Source organism: Agromyces archimandritae (genome assembly GCF_018024495.1).
GTDB lineage: Bacteria > Actinomycetota > Actinomycetes > Actinomycetales > Microbacteriaceae > Agromyces > Agromyces archimandritae.
In genome coordinates, this window is record NZ_CP071696.1 from 536,686 (window position 1) to 561,400 (window position 24,715).

The following is a 24,715-nucleotide window of genomic DNA, read 5'->3' on the forward strand; positions in this document are numbered from 1 at the left end:
GCGGTGGGCGGCCCGCCGGGGTTCGTCATTGCTCGAACCTCGCGACGACGCCGCCGATCTCAACATCCAACCAGACCGCGGGGGCGGTCCACTGATCGGGCCGGACCCACGACGGCCGGATCGCCCCGGGCACCGTGCAGCTCGTCCCGGTCTGCGCCCTGGCGCCCGAGGACCCGGCGACGCCGCAGCGGTAGGCGGTGACGGGGATCCCGGCGTTGTCGGGGTCGCCCGTCCACGACCAGGTGCCGGCCGCCGCGTTCCATGTCCGGCCGGGCAGGCGGAAGGTGAGCGAGGGCGAGTCGACGCCGAGCGCCGGCATCACCTCCGACCAGGCCCCGCAGCTGCCCCAGACGGTGCAGCCGCGCAATTGGAAGCGCACGGTCTCGCCGTAGGGGCGGTCGAGCAGCTGCCTCGGCCAGCTCTCGCCCTGGTAGCTGCGCCGGGTGCCGGGGATCTGGGATCCTCGCGCGTCGACGGCGACGATCTCGACCGAGGCGTGCGAGCTCGACGGCGGCCGCAGGTAGCGATCCCAGACGGGGGCGTCGGCCGAGCCGGTCATCCGCATGTCGCCGGCGAGGCCGTTCACGGCGCCGGGTGCGGGGCGGACGACTACGCCGGCGACCTCGGTGCTCGTGCAGCCGGAGCCGTTCCAGCCCCAGACGACGAAGGTGTAGCGGACCGATTCGGCACCGAGGCCGTCGACACGGAGGCTCGTCGTGCCCGGGCCGGCGTCGAAGACTTCGACGACGGTGCCGCCGGTGGATGGCCGGATGAGCTGGCCGGGGGCGGGTTCGCTGACGCGGCATGCCTGCGGGCCGCCGGGCGGGGCGGTCGCGTCGGCGGTGAGGCGCTGGACGAGGTACCCGCGCACCGGGTCGCCGTTCGGCGAGAAGGGCGCCCACGACACCGTGACCTGGCCGTTGGCCGCATCGCCGGCGACCTCGATCGTGCCGGGCACCGGCGCGCCCGAAGGGGTGCCGCTGCCGCCGGCCTCGGCCCAGCGCGAGAAGGCGGGGTAGGCCTGGTTGCGGGCGCTGACGGTGAAGGCGACGGCGGTGCCGTTGGCCAGGCCGGTCCAATCGACGCTGCAGCGGCTCCGCGTGCAGGCGGAGGCGGCGCCCAGCTGCGACTGCCTTCCGGCGACGGTGAGGACGTAGGCGTCGACGGCCGATCCGCCGCCGGTGTCGACGGGGTCCCAGGCGATGCGGAGCCCGCCGTCGATCGGCGTCGCGGCGAGCCCGCTCGGGGCCGCCGGCACGATGTCCGACCACACGGTCTCGCCGAGCGAGACGGGTGTCGAGGCGCCGACGGCGTTCCGCGCGGAGATCTGCACGTCGACGGCGTGCTCGCGACCGTTGCCGCCGGTGGGGATGCGGCAGCTCGTGGTCTCGCATTCGCTTCGCGAGACGACGGCGCCGGATGCGTCGCGGGCGACGAGTTCGAAGCCGGTGATGGGTGCGTTGTTCGCGGCGCCGGCGGCGAAGGCGACGTCGAGGCCGCGGTCGACGAAGCCGGTCAGCCGCACCGAGGAGACGGGGTCCGGGCGGTCCTGCACCGAGATCACGAGACGCCCCCAGGTGTTGCGGCTCGCATCGCCGGTGGCGTCGGCGACCTCGTAGTCGATGGCGGCGTTCACGGGCTCGGCTCCGGCGGCGACCGAGACCTCGAGTTTCGCACCGTCGTCGCCGGGCGCGACCTTCACGCCCTTCGGAAGCCCGTCGAGCCCGCGGAGGCCGACGACGCGCAGCGCCTCTCCGGGGAACGGGTTGGCGGCCCGGTCGTTGCGGAGCACGTCGACGACGGTCGTCTGCCCGCGGGTGACGACGGCCTCGTCGGCGACGGGGCGGGCCAGGGGCCGAGTGGATGCCACGACGCGCAGTTCGATCCGGCCGCCGACGCCGTCGAGCTCGCCGTCGCGCACGCCGATGCCGATGCGGCTGCGGGTGCCGATCTCGGTGCCGGGCTCGGCGGTGATCGTCAGTTTCGTCCCGTCGAGGCGGAAGCGGAATCCGGAGGGGACCGGGTCGAGCAGCCGGTAGCCCGGTGTGCCGGCCGCCTCGGGGTCGGCGTGCTGAGTGAGCCGCACCAGGTCGACCGTGCGGGTCGCACCCTGTTCGAAGTCGAGGACGCCTCCGGTGAAGCTCGGCGGCTGCCCCTCGGCGGGGGTGACCTCGATCGGCAGCACGAGGGCCGCGGTGCGGGCGTCCGGGTCGCCGGCCTCCCCGTCGACGACGGTGAAGGCGATGGATGCCGGCCCGAAGTACCCGGGTTCGCTGCGGTAGCGGAGCGTCACGGCATCCGTCGCCGCCGCTTCGCCGTCGCTGTGAGTGGCCTCGACCTCCGCCCGATCGACCAGCCGCACGGTGCGGCCGGCGGCCGCCACGACGACGTCCTCGAGCGGGATGCGGGTCTCCTGCCCGCTGGCCACGACGATGGCCGGCGCGTCTTTGCGCAGTTGCGGGATCGCGTCGGCGCTGCCCGGGATGCGGATGACGGCGTAGGCGCGACGCTCCGGGTCGCCGGGCACGCCGACGGCGAACGGCACGACCCGGCCGCGTTCGGCGACCTCGACCCGCACCTTGCCGTCGGCGCGCACGCTCGCACCGGCGTCGAATCCGGCCAGGAGCGACACCTCGAGCCCGGCGGTGCCGCGTTCGGGTACGAAGACGTTGCGCAACACGTCGACGTCGACGCTGGCCCGGTCCTGGATGTCGGAGAGGGTGAGGACGGTGTCGGATGCGACGGGCGGCACCGGCGGGGCGTCGGCGTCGACCTCGACGACGAGGAAGCTGGAGGCCGTCGCACGCTGTTCGTTCTCGATGGTCGTGACGAAGCCGTAACTGCCCTCTGCTTCGGGCGCTTCGACCCGGACGAGTTCGCCGTCGACTTCGGCGCGGGCCTGGCCGGTCGGCTCGATGCCGACGAGGCGCAGGGTGCCGCCGCCGGGGTCGGAGTCGTTGGCGAGCACCCGAACGGCCACCTGGGCGCCCGGGCGTACGGTGACGGCGTCTTCGACGGCGACGGGCGCCTGCGCGTTCCCGCTCTGCGGGGCGATGCCGACGCGCACGGTTCCGCTGGCCCGGGCGCCGAGGGCGTCGGTGACGCTGTAGCCGAAGGCGTCGGTTCCGGCCGAGTACTCGCCGGCGCGGTATTCGAGCCAGTCGCCGCCGGATGCCGTGACCGCGCCGCGTTCCGGGGCGGAGTCGGCCCCGATGAACTGCACCGCGTCGCCGTCGGCATCGGCACCCGTGAGCGGGATCCGCACCCGCACCGTCTGCCCGGCGAGCACGCGGGCGTCGATCGTCGCCGGCGCCGGGGCGGTGTTCGTGGCCGCGTCCTCCTCGCGCACGGTGATGCGAGCCGTCGCGGTCGCGAACTGGCCGTCCGGGCCGGTGACCCGGTAGACCACCGAGGCGCTGCCCGGCTCGCTCGGGGCGACGAATCGCAGCGTCTCCCCCGAGACGAAGGCGAAGCCGGCCTCGGGCAGGTCGACGATCTCGGAGTCGAGGGTGAGCTCGTCGCCGTCCGGGTGCAGATCGTTGGCGAGCACGGGGATGTCGATGACGCCGCCGACGCGCACGGATGCGGTGTCGTCGACGGCGGTCGGCGGCTGCCGTTGCACGGGCACGGGCAGTTCGACGATGGCCAGTTCGCCGTCGGCGGAGGCCAGCCCGTTGCTGACGCGGTAGGCGACGGTCGCCGAGCCCCGCTCGAGCGGCGCGGTGAGGGTGACGCGCAGCACCCGGTGCTCGACGACCTCGACCCTGACGCCGTCGGTTCCGCTTTCGGCGGACGTGACGAGCAGCACCCCGCCCATGGGGTCGATGTCGGTGGCGAGCACGTCCGCGTCGGCCGGCTGCCCGGCGCGCAGGAACGCGGTGTGCGGCACGGTGATCGGCACGGTGTCGCGGTCGGGCGGTGCGGTCACCTCGATGCGGACGGTGCCGGTAGCCGTCTGGCGCCCGTCGGTGACGCTGTACTCGAGCAGGTGGGTGCCGGCGACGGCGCTCTCGAAGCGGAACCGGCCGGCGTCGAAGTCGGTCGTGACGACCGCATCGGCCCGCGCGGGCACGGCCGACAGGCGCGGCGCGTCCGAGCCGCCGCGCACGTGTTCGAGCGGGCGGATCTCGACCTCGGCGCCGGCCGCCGCCCGCACGACGAAGGAGTCGGCCACGAGCGGCACGGTGCCGGCGGATCGCGCTTCGACATCGAGCACGCCGCTTCCGGCATCCCGCCCGTCCGAGACGAGCAGATGCACCCCGTGGGCGGATCCGCCGCCTTCGGCGACCACGACCCGGCCTTCCGGCGTGTGGGTGACGAGGTCGTCGCCGGCGGCTTCGGCCGACTGCAGGAAGATCGTGTCGCCGTCGGGGTCGACCCAGTCGGCGAGGACGTCTCGCGTGATGCGCCCGCCCGTCTCCATGACGGCGGTGGATGCCCGCATCTGCTTCGGCGGCGAATTCTCGTCGGGCGGGCGCATCGTGACGCGGACGCGGGCGGTGTCCCGGCCGCCGCGGCCGTCGCCGACCGTGTAGGCGAACGCGTACGAGCCGGCCGCCTCGGCCGGGGCGCTCAGTTGCAGTTGTTGGCCGTCGGAGACGATGTCGACGCCGATGCCCTCCGGCACCTCGCCGATCGATTCGATGACGAGCACATCGCCGTTCGCGTCGGAGTCGTTCAGCAGCACGGGCAGGATGGTGCTGCGCCCGGGCCGGGCCCCCAGTTCGTCGTCGACGGCGACCGGCGGCAGCTGCGCCTTCTCGATCGTCGGCGGCGTGTCGGGGTCGGGGCGTTCGACGGTCTCCTCGGTCTGCTCGGCGTCGCGGATCGCGTCCCAGTTGTCGATGAGGCCGTACCCGTCGGCGGGGGCCCAGCTTCGGCCGCTGCGGGCGTCGTTCAGCACGATCGCCTCGCCGGCGGTGCGGAAGACGAGATCGGGCGCCCCGGCCGGCCGTGCGAGCTCGGTGAGCTGCCCCTCGGCATCCGCGCAGCCGCGCCAGCCCGTGCCGTCGGCCCAGGCCGCATAGAGGCATCCGCCCTGCCGCACGGGCGGGGCCGGGATGCCGGCCCGGCCCTCGACCGGGCGCGAAAGCGAACCGTCGGCGAGGTTCGTCTCGATGAGGCCCGAGCGGTGCGCGATCGCCAGGCGGTCCCCGACCGCCGACGCCTCCTGCAGGCTGACGTCGCTCATATTTCCGGGCAGTGCGATCGTGCGCTCGGCGGTTCGGAGGCCGCGCTCGTCGACGTCGTAGACCGCCCAGCGACCCCCGGCCGAGCTCAGCCGGTATTCGTGGTCGGCGTCGACATCGAGCGTCCAGCGTTCGGCGACCCGGTCGGAGTCGGCGGCGTCGACCCGGGCGAGGACGCCGGTGGCGGGGGTGAACGCGAACAGCATGCCGTCGTCGTCGACCGACAGCAGGGTGCCCGGCCCGAACCCGAGATCGGGTTCGCTGCCGCTGTCGAAGCGCTCGAGCTCGCCGAGGGGCACGATCCATACGTCGCCGTCGGCGCCGATGACGGCCCTGGACCCCGCGATCGCGAGGGTCCGCGTGTCGGGCGGGGCGGCGACGGTCGCCGTGACGGCGGAGGTCACCGGGTCGATGACGTCGATGCCGGCACGTTCGGGGTCGAGGACGAGCACGTCGGCACCGCGCTGGGCGACGACCGCGCGATCGGCGCCGGTTTCGACGATGCTGTTCAGTTCGAGCACCGCGGTGTTCGCACGGCCCACGGCGTGCAGGTGCTCGTTGGCGACCCACACGGCCGCATCGCCGAGATCCATCCGCCGGGTGGTGGTGCCGTCGGCGGTGACGATGACGGTCGCCGCCAGCGCGACCGCCGCGACGACCGCGGTGCCGAACGCCAGCCGTCGCAGGCGACGGCGGGCGGGCTTCATCCCCGGTCCCCGATCAGACCGGCCATCGCCGGCAGGTCGAGCTCGGCGGCGGCGCCGACGAGCAGCGCGCCGCCGACGGCGCCGATCAGGAGGGCCGCGGCCAGGCCCACCGAGATCCACAGCGGGGCGTTGCGCCGCCGGCGCACGGCCGAGAGCGGCATGCGCGAGGTATCGGGCACCGGGGTGGCCTGCTTCGGGCCTTTCCGCGGCATGCGCACGGGGCTCCGGGGGGTGCGCGACGCGCCGCCGGCCGGCACGGCGTCGGCGACCGAACGCACGGTGGGGTCGTCGCGATCTCCGGCGACGTCCTCGATCCATTCCCCGATCGCGAGCTCCGCCACGGTGGGTTCGAGACCGAGCTCGACCTCGACGGCCTGCAGATCGCGCAGGAACGCGAGCGCTCCCGGGTAGCGTTCATCGGGCACCCGGCTCATCGAGCGGCGGAGCACCCCCTCGAGGGATGCCGGCACGTCGCTGCGGCCGGTCGGCGGCGGGTCGCCGCGCCGAACGCGTGCGATGAGGGCGGCCGAGGAGTTGTCGAGCTCCGGGCCTTCGAAGGGGCTGCGGCCGGCCAGCAGCGAGTAGGCGGTCGCACCGAGCGACCACACCTCGCTGGCGATCGTGCCCGAGACGTCGCCGCGCAGCACTTCGGGGGCCGACCACGGGATCGACAGGCCGAGCGAATCGCTCACATCGGTCTCGTCGATCGTGGCCGCGATGCCGAAGTCGCCGAGCACGGGATGGCCGAAGGCGGTCGTGAGGATGTTCGAGGGTTTGATGTCGCGGTGCAGCACGCCGTTGCGATGCGCGGTCTCGACGGCGGCGGCGATGCGGATCGTGGTCGCCAGGGCCGCGGTGACGGGCAGCGGTTCGGTGCGGAACCGCTGGGCGGGGCCCGCCACGCAGTGCTCCATGACGAGGTACGGGCGGCCGTCCGCAGAGACCCCCGCCTGGTGCACGGTGAGCACCGAGGGGTGCGCCGAGAGCTGCGCGGAGAGATCGGCCTCGGCGCGGAAGGCGGCTCGTACCTCTTCGCTGACGATGTCGGCGAGCATGACCTTGACCGCGACGAGACGGCGCGGAAAGTTCTCCTCGTACAGGAAGACGTCGGCGAAACCGCCCGATCCGAGCACCCGCACGAAGGTGAAGCCGGGCAGCGTCGGCGGGGCCGACGGGAGTCTGGCGGTCATCGTCACCCCGCAGGGTCCGGGCGGCGCACCTTCAGCACATCGACGACCACGACGGTGATGTTGTCGCGGCCGCCGTTGCCGAGCGCGGCGTCGACGAGCGCCTTCACGGCGGCGTCGGCCTTCGGGTTCTCGAGCAGGAAGTGGCGGATGCCGTAGGAGGTGAGCTCCTTGGTCAGCCCGTCGGAGCAGGCGAGCAGGCGCATGCCCTCGGCGATCTCGACGGCGCGGTAGTCGGGCGCGGGCACCTCGTGGAAGCCCACGGCACGGGTGATGACGTTCGAATGCGGGTGCGTGTCGGCTTCCTCGCGGGTGATCTGCCCGGCGTCGACGAGTTCCTGCACGATCGAATGGTCGACGGTGAGCTGGTCGAGCACGCCGCTCTCGAGCCGGTAGACGCGCGAGTCGCCGATGTTGAAGATGAGCCAGGCCGCTTCGTCCCCGATCATTCCGACGGCCGCGCCCGTGACGGTCGTGCCGCTGCCCTCGTCGGTGACGCCGGTGCTGCGGCCCATGTCGGTGACGGCCAGCCGCAGCGCCGAGTCGATCTCGGTCGTGCCGACGATGTCCCGGCCGCCGTGCTCGGCGAGGCGGGTGACGACGGCGGCGCTTGCGAAATCGCCGGCGGCGTGCCCGCCCATGCCGTCGGCGACGGCGAAGATCGGCCATTGGGCGATGTAGGAGTCTTCGTTGACCTCGCGCCGGAGGCCGACATCGGTCATCGCCGCCCAGGCGAGTTCGAGCTCCGTGCCGTCCGGCAGGGTGACGGTGTGCCCCGTGTTTCCGTGGCCGATCTGCGTCATCGCATCGGCTTCTTCGAGCGGGCTGGGGTCACGCGGGGCGCTCCTCGTGGTTCGGCAGGATCTCGACGATCGTATCGTCTCCGAGCTGAAGTCGCGTGCCCGCTTCGATGACACGTGGTTCGCCGGGGCGGATGCGGGTGCGCAGCCCGCCCCGGATGAGGGTCGTGCCGTTGGCCGAATCGAGGTCGTCGGCGACGATCCGGGTGCCCTCGCGGCGCAGTTCGAGGTGCGTGCCCGAGACCGTCGCGGCCGCGGGGACGGTGAGGACGAGGGTGTCCTCGCGCTGGATGCGCGCGCGGCGCGGGGCCCGGCCGATCCGCACGGTGCCTTCGAGCAGGCGCACGGGGCCGTCGTCGATGCGGTATCGCACGGGCCTGGCCGTCCGCGGTGCGGGCGAGGCCGGTGCTTCGGCGGCAGCGGGCGGGGCGAGGGGTCGCTCGGCGGCCCAGTCGACGAGGTCTGCATCGACGGCGACGCCCGGGCCGATCGGCCGGGCTCCCTCCGGTGGATGCCCCGGCCCCCCGCCGTCGGCGGCCTCGCCGCCGGGGTGCGCGCCGGCATCCGCTCCGCGCATGATGCGGAAACCGTCGACGGCGGCGAACTCGGCGAGGTGGAACGGGACGATGCCGCCCGAGGTGAACCGCCGCAGCCGTTCGCCGCGGAGCTCGACGACGAGATCGCCGCGGGCCACCACGGTGAAGGCATCCGTCCGTCCGCTCTCGCGGATGACGACGGCGAACGCGCCGACCGCATCGGCACCGGCCGTCGGCAGGGCGGCCATGAGCCGCTCGAGTCGCACGGCCGCGCCCGACGCCGCCGCATCGACGAGCGCTGCGAGCACCGTCGGCGACACGGGCGAGCCCACGGCCGCGACGAAGCTGCGGCCCGCGACGACGTGCAGGCCGCTGCCCGTACGCCCGCGCAGCACTCCCGCTTCCATGACGGCAAGTCTCGCACGCCGACGGCCGCGCCGCGTGCGACCGCGTGGATCGGGCGGCCGGGTCGCCGCCGGCGCGGCTCAGGCGGCCCGTCCGTGCTCGCCGGCGGCGGCCGTGGCGGCGAAGGCCCATTCGGGCATCATCCCGCGTCCGAGCATCGCGTGCAGCAGACGGGCCATCCCGTAGCCGGGATCGGCGGCGAGGGCCCGGTCGACGAAGACGCCGGCGGCGCTGCCGCGTCCGAGGCTCCAGGCGAGCCACGCGAGCACCGTTCCGACGGCGGCCCGGTCCGCACGCGGCGCATGCGCGGCGATATCGGCGAGTCGTGCAATGGCCCGTTCGATGCGGTCGGGGTCGGGCCGCGTGGTCGCCGTGCCGCGGAACAGGCTCGACAGACGGACGGTGACGGGGTGGTCCCGCAGTGCGACGACTGCGTCGTCGAAGGCCTCCCCCGTGTATTCGGCCCGTTCGTGGATGCGGGCGCCGTCGAGGAGGGAGAGTTCGCCGATCCTCGCGCCGAAGGCGATCTGCAGGGTCAGGGCGTCGCGCACGGCGGGAGAGGCGAGATGGGCGAGCAGCAGGGCGTCTTCGTCGAGTCGGGCTTCGGCGCGATCCGCATCCGCCTCCGCATCGGAGGGCCGGGTGTCGCCGACGAGCAAGGCCTCCACGAGCGCGATCGGGTCGAAACGGCCGCCCGGCAGCGCGCGCAGCCGCTCGGCGTTCGTCAGCCCGGCGACCTCCGCACGGAGCTCATCGCCGAGGCGACGCCGGCGGACGGCGAGGCTGCGTGCGCGATCGCGGTCGCGAGGCGGCAGCTCGGCCAGCCGGGTGACCTCGTGCAGGGCGCCGGGGACGGGCGGTGCGGCCGCGGCCGCCTCGCTCTCCTCGATCAGCGACATCGGCCGGCCGCCGGCCGGGAGCTCCTCGTCGAACACGGATCCCCACCCGTCGCGGGCGAGGACGAACGCATCGCGGACGGCGAAGCCCGCCTGCTCGAGCCGGCCTCCGAGGAACTCGCAGAGGGATGCCCGCGGCGGGCGGCATCCCCGACCGAAGGCGCGATTCGTGTAGACGATCGGCAGGACGCCGTCGATGCCGGGCATGCGGCTCAGCATGCCGACGGCCAGGGCGGCGACGGCATCGCGGTCGGCCCGTTCGCCGCGCGGCAGCGGCGCACGGAACGCGGCGACGGCGGCCGTTCCCGAGAAGGCGAGGAAGACGATGCAGTCGCGCGGGCGGAACCCTGCCAGCGACGGGACGAGGGCGAGGAGGTCATGGCTGCGGTGTGCGGTGAGGGTGATCGACATGCCGCCGAGTCTCGCCGCCCGGGCCGGGCCCGCGAGGCGATTCCGGAAAGCCGTGGAATCGGCAGGTGCGCGGCGCCCCTGTGGAGGAGCGGTGCGCTCGGGCATCCGCCGGCCGTGCAGGTTCGTCGCGTCGCGGCATCCGGCCGCCCCGCGGGATCTCAGCCGAAGATCGCGTCGATCTCCGCCGCCTCGTCCGCGCTCGGCCGCCACGAGCCCGCCCGCACGTTCTGCTCGATCTGCTCGGGCCTCGTCGCCCCGGCGATGACGCTCGTGAGGCCGTCCTGCGCGAGCATCCAGCCGAAGGTCGCCTCGAGCATGGCGACGCCGTGCTCACGGCACCACTCGGCATACCGGTCCAGCGCATCCCAGGGCGCGGCGTCGAAGTACGCACGGCGCTCGCGCATGATCCGCGAATCGTCCGGTCCGCCCTCGCGCGTGAACTTGCCCGTCAACAGCCCGGCCCGCAGCGGGAAGTACGGCAGGAATCCGACGCCGAAGGCGCGCGCGGCGGGCAGTACCTCGGCTTCGGCGTCGCGGACGATGAGACTGTATTCGTTCTGCGCGGAGATGAACGACTCGGTGGCGGCCAGCTCCGCGGTGAGGGCCGCCTCGGCGATCTGCCAGCCGGCGAGGTTCGAATGCCCGATGTAGCGGACCTTGCCCTCGCGCACGAGCTCGTCGAGTGCGGCGAGGGTCTCCGCGATCGGCGTCGCCGGATCGGGCGTGTGCAGCTGGTAGAGGTCGATCCAGTCGGTCTTCAGGCGTCGGAGGGAGCCCTCGACGGCGAGCCGGATGTATCGGCGCGAGCCCTTCGAACCCCAGTCCGGCAGCGGCGAGGGGATCTCGGCGTGGCCGAATTTCGTGGCGATCACGACCTCGTCCCGCCGCCCCTGCAGGGCCTCGCCGAGGAGGCTCTCGCTCAGGCCGTACTCCTTGCCGTATACATCGGCGGTGTCGATGAGGTTCACCCCCGCGGCCAGGGCCGCGTCGAGCACCGCGCGGGTGCCCTCGGGCGACTCGGTCGCGGTGCCGCGGCGGCCGAAGTTGTTGCCGCCGAGCCCGACGGCCGACACGCGCAGCCCGCTTCGGCCGAGGGAACGGTACTCGAGATCTGCCATGCGTCCAGCCTAGGATCGAGCCCGTCCTCTCCTCCACACCTCGCCTCCGACCCTCCGATTCCCGCGGATCGCCGACGATGTCCGATTTCCGCGAGCCGATGTCGGCGGCCGCGGCTAGCGTAGAGCCATGACCAGCCAGTTCCTGCTCCGCACGCCGAGCCCCATCGGTCGCATCGAGCTGACCGCGGACGACACCGCCCTCACCTCGCTCGCGATCGAGCGCGAGGGCCGGCTCCCCCACGACGGGTTCCCCGAACTCCCGAATGCGGTGCTCGAAGCCGCCGCCGCCCAGCTCCGCGAGTACTTCGCGGGCGAACGCCATGAGTTCGACATCCCGGTCCGCCTGGAGGGCACGCCCTTCCAGCGCGCCGTCTGGGCCGAGATCCAGCGCCTCGGCTGGGGCGAGGCGACCTCCTACGGTTCGATCGCCGCAGCGGTGGGCCGACCGAGCGCCGCGCGTGCGATCGGCGGTGCCGTCGGGGCCAACCCCATCCCGATCATCGTCGGGTGCCATCGGGTGCTCGCCTCGGACGGCCGCGTCACCGGGTACTCCGGCGGCGAGGGCGTCCCCACGAAGCTGCGTCTGCTCGGGCTTGAGCAGATCGGCTTCGCTGCGTGAGCGCGGGCCCCGAGACCGACGCCGACCGCCGCTTCCCCGAGGCGATCCGCACCGGCGAGGACGGGGTGGTCCGCTGCGCCTGGTCCGGCAGCGACCCCGAATACCAGCGGTACCACGATGAGGAATGGGGAACCGTGCAGCGCGACCCGCTGCGCCTGTTCGAGAAGCTCAACCTCGAGGCGTTCCAGTCGGGCCTGTCGTGGATCACGATCCTGAAGCGGCGCGAGGGCTTCCGCCGCGCGTTCCACGGCTTCGACCCCGAGCGGGTGGCCGCGATGGATGCCGGCGACGTCGAGCGCCTCATGGGCGATACCGGCATCATCCGCAATCGCCGCAAGATCGAGGCTACGATCGCCAACGCACGTGCGTACCTCGAACTCGATGTGCCCCTCGACGAGCTCATGTGGTCGTTCGCTCCGGAGCCCCGCTCGCGCGCGCCGCGGGGCTTCGGCGAGGTGCCCGCGTCGACTCCGGAGTCGACGGCGCTCAGCGCGGAGCTGCGCAGACGCGGCTTCCGCTTCGTCGGGCCGACGACGATGTACGCGCTCATGCAGTCGGCCGGCATGGTCGACGATCACGTCGAGGGCTGCTTCCGCGCCGTGGCGTGATCCGGCACACGGCCCGCTCGGGCGGGCCCGACCGGGCCGCACGGGCCTCGTCGGCTCAGACGATCAGCGCGAGCTCTCCGGGGCGTTCCGGCAGGGTCTCCAGGCGCCAGCCGGCGGCCTCGGCCCAGGCCAGCAGCGCCGAGACGTCGCCGAACGCCTCCCCCTGTTCCAGCAGGGCGCGTGCGAACCGCCCCTTGGCCTGCTTGTTGAAGTGGTTCAGCGCCCGCCGCACTCCGCCCGGCCCCTCGGTGAGCACCCGCAGGTAGACGGAATCGGGCCGCACCGGCGCCGGGCCCAATGCGGCGTACGCCTCCGACCGCAGGTCGAGCAGCAGCCCGGACTCGGCTTCGAGCACCGCAGCGAGCTGCGGCGCCCAGTGCCGCTTCAGCACGAACCCGGGCACCCGGGAGTCGTGCGAGAGCCGGTAGGCCGGCACCCGGTCGAGGCCGCCGAGGATGCCGAACAGCGCGGAGTGGACGAGCAGATGCTCCCGGGCGAACTCGCGCGCCGTCTCCGACAGGGTCCCGGCATCCAGCCCTTCGTAGAGCACCCCGGTGAAACGGTCGATGACCGGCATCGTCGGCGACTCGAGGAGGGTCAGGTTCCGGTCGACCTCATCGTGCTGCTTCGGTCCGAGCTTCAGGGCATGGATGCTCGCCTCGCGATCGCCGGCGAGGCGTACGACGGCGTCGAGGAGCGGCCTGCGGGCGGCGTCGAGTTCGGGGAAGGCGAGGCTTCCGGCGGCCAGGGGCGGGCCGTCGCCGCCGGAGCGCTTCGTCTCCGACGGAGGAAGGATGATGCGCAGCTGCGGGCTCCTGTGGTTCGGGGTGGATACGCCGCACCCGCCCGCGCATGGTGCGGGGCGGGTGCGGAAGCGTTCGGTCGGTTCGTCCGAGCGGCGTCGACTCAGACGAGTGCGGCGCGCGAGGCGACGACCTGGACCGAATTCGACTGGACGGAGAGGAAGCCGTCGGCCGCGTCGGCGGTGAGCTTCTCACCGTCGGGCAGCGTGAGCCGCACCTCGCCGCTCGCCAGGATCGCGAGCATGGGCTCGTGCCCGGGCAGGATGCCGATCTCGCCTTCGACGGTCTTGGCGACGACCATGCTCGCCTCGCCCGACCAGATCTCCTGTTCGGCCGAGACGACGCTGACGTTCAGCGCGGCCATGATCAGCCGTTCTCCTTCTGGATCTGCGCCCACTTGGCTTCGACGTCCGAGATCGGGCCGACGTTGAAGAACGCCTGCTCGGCCACGTGGTCGAACTCGCCCTTGGCGATCGCATCGAACGATTCGATGGTCTCCTTCAGCGGCACGGTCGAACCCTCGACACCGGTGAACTTCTTCGCCATGTAGGTGTTCTGCGAGAGGAACTGCTGGATGCGGCGCGCGCGGGAGACGGTGATCTTGTCTTCCTCGGAGAGCTCGTCGACACCGAGGATGGCGATGATCTCCTGCAGCTCCTTGTTCTTCTGGAGGATCTGCTTGACGGTCGTGGCGACGCGGTAGTGGTCCTCGCCGAGGTAGCGGGGGTCCATGATGCGGCTCGTCGAGGTCAGCGGGTCGATCGCGGGGTACAGACCCTGCGAGGCGATCTCGCGCGAGAGCTCGGTGGTCGCGTCGAGGTGCGCGAACGTCGTCGCCGGTGCCGGGTCGGTGTAGTCGTCGGCGGGCACGTAGATCGCCTGCAGCGAGGTGATCGAGTGGCCGCGCGTCGAGGTGATGCGCTCCTGCAGGATGCCCATCTCGTCGGCGAGGTTCGGCTGGTAGCCCACGGCGGAGGGCATGCGGCCGAGCAGCGTCGAGACCTCGGAACCGGCCTGGGTGAAGCGGAAGATGTTGTCGATGAAGAGCAGCACGTCCTGCTTCTGCACGTCGCGGAAGTACTCCGCCATCGTGAGGGCCGAGAGGGCGACGCGCAGGCGCGTCCCCGGCGGCTCGTCCATCTGGCCGAAGACGAGGGCGGTCTTGTCGAAGACGCCCGCCTCCTCCATCTCGGCGATGAGGTCGTTGCCCTCACGGGTGCGCTCGCCGACGCCGGCGAACACGGACACACCGCCGTGGTCCTGCGCGACGCGCTGGATCATCTCCTGGATGAGGACGGTCTTGCCGACGCCAGCACCGCCGAAGAGGCCGATCTTGCCGCCCTGCACGTACGGGGTGAGGAGGTCGATCGACTTGATGCCGGTCTCGAACATGGTCGTCTTCGACTCGAGCTGGTCGAAGGCGGGGGCCTTGCGGTGGATCGGCCAGCGCTCGGTGATCTCGATCTGCTCGCCGGGCTCGGCGTTCAGCACCTCGCCGGTGACGTTGAAGACCTTGCCCTTGGTGACGTCGCCGACGGGCACCGAGATGGGGGCGCCGGTGTCGCTGACCTCCTGGCCGCGGACGAGGCCGTCGGTCGGCTTCAGGGCGATGGCGCGCACGACGTCGTCGCCGAGGTGCTGGGCGACCTCGAGGGTGAGGGTGAACGTCTCGCCGCCGAGGGTGATCTCGGTCTGCAGGGCGTTGTAGATGTCGGGGATCGCGTCATGCGGGAACTCGATGTCCACGACGGGGCCCGTGACGCGGGCGACACGGCCGACGGCGCCGGCCGTCGACTGGGCCGCACCAGGGGCGGTAGCGGTGTCAGTCATGTGTTCTTCCTCTTCTGATTCAGTCCTGTGCGGACGACGCGAGTGCGTCGGCACCGCCCACGATCTCGGAAATCTGCTGCGTGATCTCGGCCTGGCGCGCGTTGTTGGCCAGTCGCGTGTAGTCCCGGATGAGCTTGTCGGCGTTGTCGGAGGCCGACTTCATCGCCTTCTGCGTCGCCGCGTGCTTGGCTGCAGCCGAGTCGAGCATGGCGTTGAAGATGCGGCTCTCGATGTAGACCGGAAGCAGCGCGTCGAGCACCGTTTCGGCGTCGGGCTCGAACTCGTAGAGCGGGAACACCTCGGACTTGCCGGACGTCTCGGCCTCGTCGGCCTCGACGATCTCGAGCGGCAGCAGGCGTGTGACGACGGGGGCCTGGGTCATCCGGCTCACGAAGTGGTTGTAGACGATGTGGATCTCATCGACCCCGCCGTCGGCGGCATCGGTCGTGAACGACTCGAGGACCGTGTCGCTGATCTCCTTGGCCGTCTCGAAGTCGGGCGTATCGGTGCCGCCCACCCAGCTGCGGACGTAGTCGCGCTTCCGGAAGGTGAAGTACCCGACGGCCTTGCGGCCGATCAGGTAGTAGACGATGTCCTTGCCCTGGCCGCGGAGCAGCTCGGCGAGCTCCTCCGCCTCGCGGAGCACCTGCGAGTTGAAGGCGCCGGCGAGGCCGCGGTCGGCCGTGAAGACGACGATCGCGGCGCGCTCGACGCGCTCGGGCTCGGTCGTCAGCACGTGGTCGACGTTCGAGTAGCTCGCCACGGCGGACACGGCGCGCGTGATCGCGTTCGAGTACGGCGTCGAAGCCTGCGCCCGGTTCAGGGCCTTCTGGATCCGCGACGCCGAGATGAGCTCCATCGCCCGCGTGACCTTCTTGGTGGTCTGGGCGGACTTGATCTTCTGGCGGTAGACCCGAAGCTGCGCTCCCATGTTTCTCCTGTGTCCTTCCGGTGTCCGAGGCCCGCACCTGCGGCGGATCGAATCGTGTTCCGTTCCGATCCGCCGCGGTGCGGCGCCTCGAGCGGCGGATGCTTAGCGGCGACCCTTGACGATCTGCTCCTGGACGACTTCTTCCTCGTTGATCGCCTCGAACTCCTCGCGGCCGACCGAGGCGAGCGGCTTGCCCTCGCCGGTCTGGAACTCGAGCTTGAAGCGGTCGACGGCGGCGGCGAGCTCGCTCACCACGTCGTCCTCGAGCTTGCCCGAGTCGCGGATGGCCGTGAGGATCTCGGTGTTGCGACCGAGGTAGTCGAGCAGCTCGCGCTCGAAGCGCAGGATGTCTTCGACGGGAACCTCGTCGAGCTTGCCGTTCGTGCCGGCCCAGATCGAGACGACCTGGTCTTCGACGGGGTACGGCGTGTACTGCGGCTGGCGCAGCAGCTCGGTCAGGCGCGCGCCGCGCTCGAGCTGACGGCGGCTGGCCGCGTCGAGGTCGCTCGCGAACATCGCGAAGGCCTGCATCGAGCGGTACTGGGCGAGCTCGAGCTTGAGCGTGCCGGAGACCTTCTTGATCGACTTCTGCTGCGCGTCACCGCCGACTCGGGAGACCGAGATGCCGACGTCGACCGCGGGGCGCTGGTTGGCGTTGAAGAGGTCGGACTGCAGGAAGATCTGGCCGTCGGTGATCGAGATCACGTTGGTCGGGATGTAGGCCGACACGTCGTTGGCCTTCGTCTCGATGATCGGCAGACCCGTCATCGAGCCGGCGCCGAGCTCATCGGAGAGCTTCGCGCAACGCTCGAGCAGGCGGGAGTGCAGGTAGAAGACGTCGCCCGGGTAGGCTTCGCGTCCCGGCGGACGACGGAGGAGGAGCGACACGGCGCGGTAGGCCTCGGCCTGCTTCGACAGGTCGTCGAAGATGATGAGGACGTGCTTGCCGTCGTACATCCAGTGCTGGCCGATGGCCGAGCCGGTGTAGGGGGCGAGGTACTTGAAGCCCGCCGAGTCCGAGGCCGGAGCGGCGACGATCGTCGTGTACTCCATGGCCCCGGCGTCTTCGAGGGCGCCCTTCACCGAAGCGATGGTCGAGCCCTTCTGGCCGATGGCGACGTAGATGCAGCGAACCTGCTTGTTGACGTCACCCGACTCCCAGTTGGCCTTCTGGTTGATGATCGTGTCGATCGCGATGGCCGTCTTGCCGGTCTGGCGGTCGCCGATGATGAGCTGGCGCTGGCCGCGGCCGACGGGGATCATCGCGTCGATGGCCTTGATGCCGGTCTGCAGCGGCTCGTGCACCGACTTGCGCTGCATGACGCCCGGCGCCTGCAGTTCGAGGGCGCGACGGCCTTCGATCGAGGCGATCTCGCCGAGACCGTCGATCGGGTTGCCGAGCGGGTCGACGACGCGGCCGAGGTAGCCCTCGCCGACGGGGACCGAGAGGACCTCGCCCGTGCGGGTCACCTCCATGCCCTCTTCGATGCCGGTGAACTCGCCGAGCACGATGACGCCGATCTCGTCTTCGTCGAGGTTCTGCGCGAGCCCGAGGGTGCCGTCCGCGAAGCGGATGAGCTCGTTCGCCATGACCGAGGGCAGGCCCTCGACGTGGGCGATGCCGTCGGCGGCGTCGGTGACGCGACCGACCTCGGTCGTCTCTGCCTTGCCCGGCTCGTAGGACGAGACGAACTCCGAGAGAGCCGAACGGATCTCGTCGGGGCTGATGGAGAGTTCTGCCATTGCCATTTCCTTTTCTGGGGGCCCGGCGTCAGCCGGCAAGCTTCTGCCTCAGGGCGCTGAGGCGGCTGGCGATGGTGCCGTCGATGACGTCATCGCCGATCTGCACGCGGAGCCCGCCGACGAGGGCGGGGTCCACGATCGCGTTGATGCGGAGCGGCCGCCCGTACTGGGCGGTCAGGCTCTGCTCGAGTCGGGTGGTCTGCGCCTCGCCGAGCGGTGCGGCGCTCGTCACGGTCGCGATCTGGAACCCACGGGCATCGGCCGTGACCGCGGCGGCGTGGCGCAGCAGCTCCCCGATGCGGCGGCCGCGAGGCTGCTGCACGAGGTGGCGGACGATGGCGACCGTCTGCGGGGAGACCTTGCCGGTGAGCAGGCGTTCGACGACGCCGACCTTCGTCTCGACGGGGCTCAGCTTGCTGCCGAGCGCGAGTTCGAGCTCGGCATCGCCGGCGACGAGGCGCTCGACGCCGAACAGCTCGCCCGACACGTCCGCCTCGGTCGAGGCTGCCGCGGACCGGAGGCCGGCCTCCTCGATCCCGACGAGCAGGTCGCTCGAACGCGACCAGCGGGCCGCGGCGAGCCCGTCGAGCAGCTCGAGGGCGGCCGGTGAGAGCTTCGAGCCGAAGATCGCGCCGAGCAGGGCGCGCTTCTCGGTCGAGGCGACCTCGGGGTCGCTCAGGGCGTGGCGCAGCTGCAGGGAATCGCCGACGACGAGACCGGCCGAGAAGAGCTCCTCGGCCAGTGCCGCCGGAACGGTGCCGAGCTTCGCCACCGCATCGCGTGCGTCGGCGAGTGCCTGGCTCGTAGCGCTGCCCATGCTCTAGCTGGTCTTTCCGGCCGCGGCCTGCTCGCTGGCCTCGAGGTCGGCGAGGAAGCGGTCGACGACGGCCTTGGCCTTCTGGTCGTCGGAGAGGGTCTCTCCGATGACGCCGGAGGCGAGGTCGATCGCGAGGGTGCCGACCTCGGAGCGGAGCGAGACGAGCGCCGTCTGACGCTCGGCCTCGATCTGCGCCTGGGCGCTCGCGGTGACGCGTGCGGCCTCGGTCGTGGCCTGCTCCTTGGCCTCGGAGACGATCTTCTTGCCGTCTTCGCGAGCGGACTCGCGGATCTGACCGGCCTCGGCGCGCGCATCGGCGAGCTGGGCCGTGTACTCCTCGAGCGCGGCCTCGGCCTGACGCTGCGCCTCATCGGCCTTGGCGATGTTGCCCTCGATCGCGGCGGAACGCTCGTCGAGCATCGTCTGCACGCGGGGCAGCACCATCTTCCAGAAGAAGAAGAGCAGGATGACGAAGATGACCGCGGACCAGAAGATGTCGTAGTCCGCAGGGAGCAGGACCGGCGGGGTCCCCTCACCCTCGGTTGCAGCTCTCAGGACTGCATGAAGCACGATTGCCTCCTAGGTGGGAGCGGTGGGATCAGAAGCCGAAGATGAAGCCCGTGGCGATGCCGACGAAGGCGAGCGCCTCGGTGAAGGCGATACCGATCCACATCAGCACCTGCAGGCGGCCGGCGAGCTCGGGCTGGCGGGCGACGCCCTCGATCGTCTTGCCGACGACGATGCCGACGCCGATGGCCGGGCCGATCGCAGCGAGGCCGTAGCCGACCGTCGCGATGCTGCCAGAGATGTCCGCGAGAACAGTCGTTGCGTCCACGTGGGATTTCCTTTCGTTGGGAGGGGGTGGGCGTGAGCCCGGCTCAGTGCTCCTCGGCGACCGCGAGCTGGATGTAGACCGCGGTGAGGAGCGTGAAGACGTAGGCCTGCAGCACCGCGACGAGGATCTCGAAGAGGGTGAAGGCGAACCCGAAGGCGAAGCTGCCGGCCGAGAGCACCGACCACCAGCCGCTCAGGGTGAACAGGAAGAACTGCGTCGCCGAGAAGAACAGGACGAGCAGCAGGTGCCCGACGATCATGTTCATGAGCAGTCGGAGCGTGAGCGTCACGGGCCGGATGATGAAGGTCGAGATGAACTCGATCGGCGTGACGATGATGTAGACGGGCCACGGCACACCGGCCGGGAAGAGCGAGTTCTTGAAGAACTTGCCGGGGCTCTTCTTGATGCCGGCGTAGATGAAGGTGACGTAGGAGATCACGGCGAGGACGAGCGGGACGCCGATGACGGCGGTGCCGGCGAGGTTCAGGAACGGGATGATGCCCGTCAGGTTCATGAACAGCACCATGAAGAAGATCGTCGTGAGGATCGGCAGGAAGCGCTTCGCGTCCTTCTTGCCCAGGAGGTCCTCGCCGATGTTCACGCGCACGACGTCGAGACCCATCTCGACGAGGCTCTGGAAGCGGCCGGGAACGACCTTCATCTTCCGCGTGCCGAGCCAGAACACGAGGATCAGCGCGATGACCGCGACGAAGCGGACCAGCATCACGCGGTTGATCGCGAACGGCGTGCCTTCGAACAGGAACACCTCGGGGAAGAATTCCCAGATCGAGGGAGCGTGGAAGCCACCATCTTCGGACTCGGTCTGAACCAGCAGGTTCACAGCGTTAGCTAGCAGCGCTATCTCCTGAATCGGGGCGTGGAGCTCGGCTCTCGCGGCGGCGAACATGGAATCGGTTTTCGCACACGACAGTGGTGCGAAAACCGTGGGGGATCTCTACACACTGTAGCAAAGAGACCGCCCCGCGACGAATCGTCAGACGTCCTCCGGCGGCTTCGGCAGCCGTGCATCCGTGTACGGGACCCGCGATCGCGTCATGGCGATGACGTCGGCCGCGAGCGAGGCGACGACGCCGGCGACGACGCTCAGGAACAGCACCATCGGGTGCAGCCACGGTTGCCCGCGCAGCACGAGCACGATCACGACGAAGACGATGAGCTTCACGAGCCATCCGCCGAGCACGATCCCGAAGAAGGCGCCGATGAACGCCTCGCTGTTCGCGAAGCGGTTGGCCAGGAGGATGCTCGCGGCCGTGATGCCCATGAAGACGACCGCGATGCCCGTGCCGATCAGGGCGCTGACGACTCCGGTCCATTCGGCGACGAACCAGCCGACGACGGCTCCGACGACGAGGATGATCGCGGCGAAGAGCCCGCCCCATCGCAGGGCGGCCTTCAGCACCGGCGTCGAGGTCGGCGTACGGTCGGCGGATGAGGGGGTGTCGGCGGTCATGCGGCTCCAGTTCGGGGTCGCGGCGATTCTACCGGCCGTCGGCTGGGAGTCCTGCCGGTGACGGCGTCTCGGAACCGGACTCCCCCGCTCCGAGGTCCGCGGCGGCGCCGAGCCGCCTGCGCCGCCCGAGCGGCGCGAGGGTCAGCACGAGCAGCACGACGACGCCTGCCGCGAGCAACGCGAATGCGACCCAGGAGGGGATGCCGAAGTACACGGGGAAGACGAAGGCGAGCAGGCATCCCACCGAGACCACGGCCGTCCACCCGTAGAAGACGAGCACGGCGCCGAGGTGGCTGTGCCCCATGTCGAGGAGCCGGTGGTGCAGGTGGCCGCGGTCGGCCGAGAACGGCGATTTGCCCGCGCGCAATCGCCTGACGACGGCCAGACCGAAGTCGAGCAGCGGCACGATCAGCACGGCGAACGGCAGGATGATCGGGATGAAGGCCGGGAACAGCTCCCCGACCTCGAGCGAGCCGGGGTTGATCTGCCCGGTCACCGAGACCGCCGAGGTCGCCATGAGCAGTCCGACGAGCAGGGCGCCGGCGTCGCCCATGAACAGTCGGGCCGGATGCCAGTTGAGCGGCAGGAAGCCGATGCATGCGCCGACGACGACGACCGCGATGATCGAGGCGAGGTTGAAGTAGTTGAACGGGGAGGTCTTCTGCACGAGCAGGTACGTGTAGAGGAAGAAGACGCCGTTGGCGATGAGGGCGACCCCGGCGACGAGGCCGTCGAGGCCGTCGATGAAGTTGATCGCGTTCATGACGAGCACGATCGTGAAGACCGTGAGCGTCGCGAACAGCCAGGACGACCCGACGATGATGCCGCCGTCGGGCCCGCCGATCGGCAGCGAGACGATCGAGACGCCCTGCCAGGCGATGAGGCCGGCGACGATGAACTGCCCGGCGAGCTTCGTCATCCAGTCGAGGTCCCAGAGGTCGTCGGCGACGCCCATGACCACGATGAGGAGGGCGGCGATGAGGATCGCCGGCACCTGGAACGGATCGGCGAAGACGATCTCGAGCTGCGCGAAGGTCGCCGAGTCGATCATCGAGACGAGCCAGGCGACGCCGAAGGCCGCGAGGATGCCGACGAACATCGCGACCCCGCCGAGCCGGGGCGTCGGGCGGGTGTGCACGTCGCGATCCCGGATCTTCGGGTACAGCTTGTACTTCAGGCCGAGCTTCCAGACCGCGATCGACCCGACGAACGTCACGAGCGCCGAGACGAGCGCGAGCATGAGGAAGAGTCTCATGGCGCGATGAGCTCCTCGCCGACGACGGCCGCGATCCGCTCGCGGGAGATCACGCCGGCGCGGACGATCCGCAGGGTGCCGCCCTCGGTGCCGAGCGCCGTGGCATCCACGATCGTCGAGGAGGTGTCGCCGGCCCGCTCCCCGATCGCCTCGTAGCCGTCGCCGGCCGGTCCGCCGTCGAGGTAGACCGCGATCGAGTCGCCGAGCATGTCGCGGGCGGCCTCGGCCGTCGTCGCGCTCGGCATGCCCGAGCGGTTCGCGCTCGAGACGGCCAGCGGGCCCATCTCGGCGAGGAGTTCGAGGGCGAGGGGGTGGTCGGGCATGCGCAGGGCGACCGTGCCGCGCGTCTCGCCGAGATCCCACTGCAGGGACGGCTGGGCGTGCAGGATGACGGTCAGACCGCCCGGCCAGAACTCCGCGACGAGGGCGCGGACCTCGTCGGGGACGGTGGATGCGAGCGCGTCGAGGGTGGTCTCGCCCGGGATGAGCACGGGCGGCGGCGAGGTGCGCTCGCGGCCCTTCGCCTCGAGCAGGCGGGCGACCGCCTTCGGATCGAACGCATCGGCGGCGACCCCGTAGACGGTGTCGGTCGGCAGCACGACGAGCTCCCCGCGCCCGAGGGCGGCGCGCGCCTGGCGCATGCCGGCGAGGAGCTCCGAGTCGAGCGAGCAATCGAAGGTGGCAGTCATATCCGCTCGATTCTATGCCGAGCGGAGCAACCCCCCGTTCGCGGGCCGCGCACGCCGATGCGCGGCCGTGGCGGGCGAGCGCGCATCGGCCCGGCGGCCCGACCGCTCAGCGGCGGCCCGCCTTGCGCCGGAACAACCAGGCACCCCAGACGACCGCGAACGCGAGGATCGCGAGGCACCAGCCGAGCGCCCACCACGCGCTGTCGCCGATCTCCGTGCCCATGAGCAGGCCCCGGATCGTCTCGATGATGGGGGTGATCGGCTGGTTCTCGGCGATCCACTGCAGCCAGCCGGGCATCGTCTCCACGGGCGTGAAGGCGCTCGACAGATACGGCAGGAAGAGCAGGATGAAGCCGTATCCGCTCGCCGCGTCCGGGCTGGAGGCCGCCAGGCCGATCGCCGCGAACAGGTAGGTGATGGTGAGGATGTAGAGGGCGATGACCCCGATCGCGCCGAGCCATTCGAGCGGCGTCGCGCTCGGCCGGAAACCGAGCAGCAGGGCGACGCCGATGACGATGCCGGTGGCCAGGAGGTTTCGGGCCAGGCTCGCGATGACGTGGCCGGTGAGGACGGCGCCGGCGCGGATCGGCATGGTGCGGAAGCGGTCGATGATGCCCGTCGTCATGTCGCGGGAGACGTAGATCGACGTGTTCGAGGCGCCGAAGCCCGCGCAGAGCAGGATGATGCCGGGCACGACGTAGTCGACGTATCCGCCGCTCGGGTCGATCGCGCCGCCGAACACGAAGGTGAACAGCAGCATGAGCATCGTCGGCAGCATGATCGCCATGAGCAGCGATTCGCCGTCGCGGATGGAGTGCAGGACGCTCCGTTTCACGAAGACCGCCTCGGCGGTGACGGGGCCGATGCCGGCGCGCGGGGCGGCGGGGCGGGGTGCGAGTGCGGTGGTCATGTTCAGCCTTTCGCGGTGGCGGGTTCGGGGGTGGATGCCGCTGCGTCGCCCGCATCCGCCGGCTGCCCCGTGATGGCGAGGAAGACGTCGTCGAGGCTCGGGCGGCGGATGGAGACGACCGCGCCGGGCAGGGCCGCCGCGGCGCTCCGGTCGAGTTCGTCGACGGCGGCGCGCAGGCCGTGGACGGTGCCGTCGCTCGGCACTTCGGCCAGGAGCGCGCCGTCGGCATCCCGGAGCTCGACGACGTCGCCGCCGATGCGGGCCTTCAGTTCATCGGCGGTGCCGAGGGCGGCGACGCGTCCGTGGTGCAGGACGGCGATGCGGTCGGCGAGGCGGTCGGCCTCTTCGAGGTACTGGGTCGTGAGGAAGACCGTGGTGCCGGCGGCGGCGAGCCCCTCGATGACCGACCAGAGTTCCTGCCTGCTGCGGGTGTCGAGGCCCGTGGTGGGCTCGTCGAGGAAGACGACCGGCGGGGTCACGATGAGCCCGAGCGCGAGGTCGAGCCGGCGCCGCATGCCGCCGGAGTAGCCGGAGACCCGGCGGTCGGCGTGCTCGGCGAGGTCGAAGCGCGCGAGCAGTTCCGCGGCGCGCCGGCGGGCCTCGCGGCGGCCGAGCCCCGAGAGCCGGCCGAGCATGACGAGGTTCTCGGTGCCGGTGAGCATGCCGTCGACGGCGGCCGACTGGCCGGTGAGGCTGATGCGGCGTTTCACCTCGCCGGCCTGGCGGACGACGTCGAAGCCGGCGACGGATGCGCGACCGGCGTCGGGCCGGACGAGCCCGGTGAGGATGTTGATGGTCGTGGTCTTGCCGGCGCCGTTCGGGCCGAGGAGGGCGAAGATGCTGCCGGCCGGGACGTCGAGGTCGAGCCCGGCGAGCACCGCGGTGCGGCCGAAGCGCTTCTCGAGTCCGCGGGTTTCGATGGCGAGCGTCATGGCGGATCCTTCCGTGTATGTGA

General features: G+C 71.4%; 22 protein-coding genes. 2 read left to right on the top strand and 20 right to left on the bottom strand.

What is annotated here, in order from left to right:
• Positions 1 to 25: 25 nt before the first annotated feature.
• From G127AT_RS02590 to G127AT_RS02615, 6 genes are all read right to left on the bottom strand, one after another.
• Positions 26 to 5,896 carry an Ig-like domain-containing protein gene (locus G127AT_RS02590; RefSeq protein ID WP_210899470.1) on the bottom strand — a complete coding sequence of 1,957 codons (5,871 nt, stop codon included), beginning with the start codon at positions 5,894 to 5,896 and terminating at the stop codon, positions 26 to 28.
• Positions 5,893 to 7,086 (bottom strand): serine/threonine-protein kinase, encoded by a 1,194-nt coding sequence (locus G127AT_RS02595; RefSeq protein ID WP_210899472.1) that lies wholly within the window; start codon positions 7,084 to 7,086, stop codon positions 5,893 to 5,895. Before G127AT_RS02595 ends, G127AT_RS02590 begins: the two co-directional genes overlap by 4 nt.
• A gap of 2 nt (positions 7,087 to 7,088) precedes the next feature.
• Positions 7,089 to 7,886, bottom strand: a complete 798-nt coding sequence (locus G127AT_RS02600) for a PP2C family protein-serine/threonine phosphatase (protein WP_210899474.1) — start codon at positions 7,884 to 7,886, stop codon at positions 7,089 to 7,091.
• Positions 7,887 to 7,914: 28 nt separating this feature from the next.
• Positions 7,915 to 8,826, bottom strand: coding sequence for an FHA domain-containing protein (locus G127AT_RS02605; RefSeq protein ID WP_210899476.1), 912 nt, complete (start codon positions 8,824 to 8,826; stop codon positions 7,915 to 7,917).
• 78 nt (positions 8,827 to 8,904) lie between these two features.
• A complete protein-coding gene (locus G127AT_RS02610; RefSeq protein WP_210899478.1) occupies positions 8,905 to 10,131 on the bottom strand; it encodes a DUF4192 family protein in 1,227 nt (408 codons plus the stop codon).
• Between the two features lie 158 nt (positions 10,132 to 10,289).
• Positions 10,290 to 11,249: an aldo/keto reductase gene (locus G127AT_RS02615; RefSeq protein WP_210899480.1), complete on the bottom strand. Its 960-nt coding sequence runs from the start codon at positions 11,247 to 11,249 to the stop codon at positions 10,290 to 10,292.
• 127 nt (positions 11,250 to 11,376) lie between these two features.
• Here G127AT_RS02615 and G127AT_RS02620 point away from each other — a divergent pair, with 127 nt between their 5' ends.
• Together G127AT_RS02620 and G127AT_RS02625 are read left to right on the top strand one after the other, a co-directional pair.
• Positions 11,377 to 11,868 (top strand): methylated-DNA--[protein]-cysteine S-methyltransferase, encoded by a 492-nt coding sequence (locus G127AT_RS02620; protein WP_210899482.1) that lies wholly within the window; start codon positions 11,377 to 11,379, stop codon positions 11,866 to 11,868.
• Complete coding sequence (locus G127AT_RS02625; protein WP_280527591.1) at positions 11,865 to 12,476, top strand: DNA-3-methyladenine glycosylase I; 612 nt, start codon at positions 11,865 to 11,867, stop codon at positions 12,474 to 12,476. Before G127AT_RS02620 ends, G127AT_RS02625 begins: the two co-directional genes overlap by 4 nt.
• 55 nt (positions 12,477 to 12,531) lie before the next feature.
• Here G127AT_RS02625 and G127AT_RS02630 read toward each other — a convergent pair whose 3' ends face one another.
• The 14 genes from G127AT_RS02630 to G127AT_RS02695 form a co-directional block, all read right to left on the bottom strand.
• Complete coding sequence (locus tag G127AT_RS02630; RefSeq protein ID WP_342344066.1) at positions 12,532 to 13,386, bottom strand: YaaA family protein; 855 nt, start codon at positions 13,384 to 13,386, stop codon at positions 12,532 to 12,534.
• Positions 13,383 to 13,643: a F0F1 ATP synthase subunit epsilon gene (locus G127AT_RS02635; protein WP_210899484.1), complete on the bottom strand. Its 261-nt coding sequence runs from the start codon at positions 13,641 to 13,643 to the stop codon at positions 13,383 to 13,385. Before G127AT_RS02635 ends, G127AT_RS02630 begins: the two co-directional genes overlap by 4 nt.
• Positions 13,644 to 13,645: 2 nt before the next feature.
• Positions 13,646 to 15,109, bottom strand: coding sequence for a F0F1 ATP synthase subunit beta (gene atpD, locus G127AT_RS02640; RefSeq protein WP_210899486.1), 1,464 nt, complete (start codon positions 15,107 to 15,109; stop codon positions 13,646 to 13,648).
• Positions 15,110 to 15,128: 19 nt separating this feature from the next.
• Complete coding sequence (locus tag G127AT_RS02645; RefSeq protein ID WP_210899488.1) at positions 15,129 to 16,040, bottom strand: F0F1 ATP synthase subunit gamma; 912 nt, start codon at positions 16,038 to 16,040, stop codon at positions 15,129 to 15,131.
• Positions 16,041 to 16,142: 102 nt separating this feature from the next.
• Positions 16,143 to 17,783 (bottom strand): F0F1 ATP synthase subunit alpha, encoded by a 1,641-nt coding sequence (gene atpA / locus G127AT_RS02650; protein WP_210899490.1) that lies wholly within the window; start codon positions 17,781 to 17,783, stop codon positions 16,143 to 16,145.
• A 28-nt stretch (positions 17,784 to 17,811) separates the two neighbouring features.
• Positions 17,812 to 18,600 carry a F0F1 ATP synthase subunit delta gene (locus G127AT_RS02655; RefSeq protein WP_210899492.1) on the bottom strand — a complete coding sequence of 263 codons (789 nt, stop codon included), beginning with the start codon at positions 18,598 to 18,600 and terminating at the stop codon, positions 17,812 to 17,814.
• A gap of 3 nt (positions 18,601 to 18,603) precedes the next feature.
• Positions 18,604 to 19,170: a F0F1 ATP synthase subunit B gene (locus G127AT_RS02660; RefSeq protein ID WP_210899494.1), complete on the bottom strand. Its 567-nt coding sequence runs from the start codon at positions 19,168 to 19,170 to the stop codon at positions 18,604 to 18,606.
• Positions 19,171 to 19,198: 28 nt separating this feature from the next.
• Positions 19,199 to 19,435 carry an ATP synthase F0 subunit C gene (gene atpE, locus G127AT_RS02665; protein WP_210899496.1) on the bottom strand — a complete coding sequence of 79 codons (237 nt, stop codon included), beginning with the start codon at positions 19,433 to 19,435 and terminating at the stop codon, positions 19,199 to 19,201.
• A 43-nt stretch (positions 19,436 to 19,478) separates the two neighbouring features.
• Positions 19,479 to 20,276, bottom strand: coding sequence for a F0F1 ATP synthase subunit A (atpB, locus tag G127AT_RS02670; protein WP_244857700.1), 798 nt, complete (start codon positions 20,274 to 20,276; stop codon positions 19,479 to 19,481).
• 153 nt (positions 20,277 to 20,429) lie between these two features.
• Positions 20,430 to 20,906, bottom strand: coding sequence for a Cg1360 family ATP-synthase-associated protein (locus G127AT_RS02675; protein WP_210899500.1), 477 nt, complete (start codon positions 20,904 to 20,906; stop codon positions 20,430 to 20,432).
• A gap of 28 nt (positions 20,907 to 20,934) precedes the next feature.
• Positions 20,935 to 22,161, bottom strand: coding sequence for an MraY family glycosyltransferase (locus G127AT_RS02680; protein WP_210899502.1), 1,227 nt, complete (start codon positions 22,159 to 22,161; stop codon positions 20,935 to 20,937).
• Positions 22,158 to 22,850 (bottom strand): L-threonylcarbamoyladenylate synthase, encoded by a 693-nt coding sequence (locus tag G127AT_RS02685; RefSeq protein WP_210899504.1) that lies wholly within the window; start codon positions 22,848 to 22,850, stop codon positions 22,158 to 22,160. Before G127AT_RS02685 ends, G127AT_RS02680 begins: the two co-directional genes overlap by 4 nt.
• Before the next feature lie 106 nt (positions 22,851 to 22,956).
• Positions 22,957 to 23,760: an ABC transporter permease gene (locus G127AT_RS02690; RefSeq protein ID WP_210899506.1), complete on the bottom strand. Its 804-nt coding sequence runs from the start codon at positions 23,758 to 23,760 to the stop codon at positions 22,957 to 22,959.
• Between the two features lie 2 nt (positions 23,761 to 23,762).
• The gene (locus G127AT_RS02695; protein WP_210899508.1) at positions 23,763 to 24,692 is read right to left on the bottom strand and encodes an ATP-binding cassette domain-containing protein; all 930 of its coding nucleotides are present in this window, start codon (positions 24,690 to 24,692) and stop codon (positions 23,763 to 23,765) included.
• Positions 24,693 to 24,715 lie beyond the last annotated feature (23 nt).